At 63.6% G+C, this 2,629-nt stretch carries 2 protein-coding genes; both read right to left on the bottom strand.

The features are described from left to right. The coding region (locus GY725_09250; protein MCP4004368.1) for a type II toxin-antitoxin system HipA family toxin at positions 1 to 565 on the bottom strand (565 nt) is incomplete at its 3' end. 2 nt (positions 566 to 567) lie between these two features. After that, positions 568 to 2,208, bottom strand: coding sequence for a DUF262 domain-containing protein (locus tag GY725_09245; protein ID MCP4004367.1), 1,641 nt, complete (start codon positions 2,206 to 2,208; stop codon positions 568 to 570). Between the last annotated feature and the right edge of the window lie 421 nt (positions 2,209 to 2,629).

Raw genomic sequence — 2,629 nt, 5'->3', positions numbered from 1 at the left:
GTGCCCAACGAAGAGTGGACCACTCGTTGAAAGGGACTCTCTCGAACCTCGCGTCGGGAAGCTTGACGAGCCAGTCGCCTCCCCGTCCGCTCGCCGGGAGAACGAGGGCCTTGTCTCTGCGGTTGACAGAGAACTTGAGTTGAACGCCGGCCAAGGAGAATCGCAGTCTTGTACCGTTCTCGGGCGTGCGGTAGTCTTCGGTCTCCTCATCCTCCCCAGATGCGATGATATCCTCTTCGTCCTCCGATGGGATCGCGCGGATCGCGCCTGGTAGATCCTCGCCGAGATGTCGCAGAATGAAATACTCGCGCGACGGTGCGACCCCTACTTCGCTCGCGATAAGGTTCCGCAACTCGCCTTCCGGTAGAAGATTCGAGAAGAACGGCGGCAGGCGCTGGCGGGAGACATAGATTCGGCGCAGATCGTCCTCAAACCACTGACCGAGCACAGGTCTCGGGTAGAGATCGAGGTAGGAGTCGAGGAAGCGGAACTCGATGCGGTCTTGGTGGCCCGACCGCGCGAGGACTCCGACATCGGTATCGCCGAGCCGAATTCGTAGCGACATCCCTAGATCTCCTCGGAGTCACTCACCACCAGTGACGTGATCGACGGCCGGTCGGGCTCCTTCCAGCGGGCGTGGAGGGCGAGAAAGCTCTCCAAGTGCTCTTCGAGAAGAGCTCGTCGGCGTTCGAGGAACTCGCGACGTCGCCCGCGACGAAGCGCGTCGATTGCCTCTTCGTCGACCGCATGTGACGTCCATACGCGCCGACCCGAGCTCGACAACAGCAATCGTCGGAGACCTGAGGGAGTGACCGGATGGAAGAATCGGTTTGCCACCGATCGCACCAGATCCTTGTCGACCCCGGGACCCGCGCTGAACATCTGCCGGAAAGCGTGGGGGCCGGTCGCGAGCTGCTCGACGTCGAGAATCTCTCCGCTTGCGAGGTCGCGAGGCTGGAGCGCGACAAGCGCGAGCGCCTGGAGCTTTGACGCCGCGAAGCGGAAGTTGAAGTTGCCATGAGGAACGACCGGCTGCTCTTCCCGGAGCGACCCGAGGAGCGCTTGAACGGCCCGTTCTTCGTCGTGACCGATGAGCGCCAGCGTCGAACGCGTAGAGACGGTCGCTCCTTGATGCTGAGCGCTCCACGCACCCCTCCAGACCCAGCGTGCGAGGAGGTCCCGCGATCGCGGCTGCGGACTCGGATGGAGATGGAAGAAGCGGCTCAGGGTCAAGATCGGCAGCTTGTACGGCAGCAAGCTCTCATGGGGAATGTCGGCATCGTTCTTGAGGAAGAAGACCGCGGCCTTGAGGGCTTCGAGCGTCGCGGCGTAGGCGGGGGCCGCCTCATCGCCGAGTCGCAACGCCCGGCGACCTCCTACGTCGTAGCCGGACACTGCCAAGAGCGCACGGTAGATCAGTTTGTCGTCAGGGCGACCGAAGCCGTGTTTCTCGATTTCAGTGGCGATGTCGCCGAGATTCGCAGGATGGACCCCGCTCTTGGATCCATGAATCGCGTCGAAGACGTCATTGGCCTTGAGAGCCCTGCCGGTGGAGTTGATCCGCTGGAAGATCTCGCGCAGGACGGCATCGTTGCTCGACTCGACGAGGTAGGCGGGGATCTGGTACTCGCGAACCCGTTTGCCGAAGTGGATTGCCTTCGCTCGAAGCTCGGCAGGCGGTTTGGTCTCGAAGAGCCACGACAGCAGCTCCTCGGAGTCGAGCACGACCGTGAGGGGAAGGTAATGGCGGCCTCGCTGCCTGGCCCTGGGAGGAAGGAGCTTTTCCGACTCGAGCTCGAAGAATAGGGCGAACTGGTCATTCGTTGGATCTTCGGGCAGGAGGATGCGAGCCAGCGAGGTGATCCGCTGCTGCCCGTCGACGACCAGCAGCGCGTCGTGGCGGGCTGGAACGTCGACCCGCAACGAGCCCAGCTTCAGTCGCTCGCCTTTGGCTTCGGTCTTCCAGAAGAGGAGAGTGCCGACAGGGTAGCCGCGGTAGATACTGTCGACGAGGTTGCGAGCATCGTCGCGCTCCCACCGGAGACCGCGCTGAAAAGGCGGGACGCGGACCGTCCCTCGGCTGACCTCTCGCATCAGCTCCTCGACGCCGAAGGCTCGGGCTCTCGGGCTCGAGTCGAGCCGTGCAGGCTCGGTCGAGCCACGGCTCTCGCTACTGTCGTACTCAGGCTCCTCTCTGACCTCGCTCATGGCGTCGACCTTGGCACCAGTAATACGATGATTGGCGAAATCCGTCCGCCAGACTCGAAATGAGTTGGCAGTTCACGGAGGCCATGCTACCCCAGTTTGGATTGCCTGGAGTTGATCCTCCCTCCCTCGGGCGCCTGAACGATCTCGGCGGCCGCGTCTAGCTGGCCGGACACGGGGGCGACGCGGTGCTCGGCGAGGTCTGCGAGCCACCAAGATTCCCAAACTATTTAGGGTGGAGGCCCTGGCCTCGGCCTGGGTGATGAAGGAGATGCGCTCCTTCCTCGCCCGCCGGGGACCCCGGCGCCCCCTGCACGTGGTGCACCTCGTCGACACCCCGGCGCCTCCTTTCTGGAGCGAGCTCCAGTGGGTCGACTTCCGCGAACACGACGAGGCGAAGCCTCGCTCGGCTCTCGCGGAGCTG

The sequence above is a fragment of the bacterium genome (assembly GCA_024226335.1).
In the GTDB taxonomy this organism is placed as follows: domain Bacteria; phylum Myxococcota_A; class UBA9160; order SZUA-336; family SZUA-336; genus JAAELY01.
Note: the sequence above shows the minus strand (reverse complement) of the source record. Positions and strands in the feature narration are given on the sequence as shown.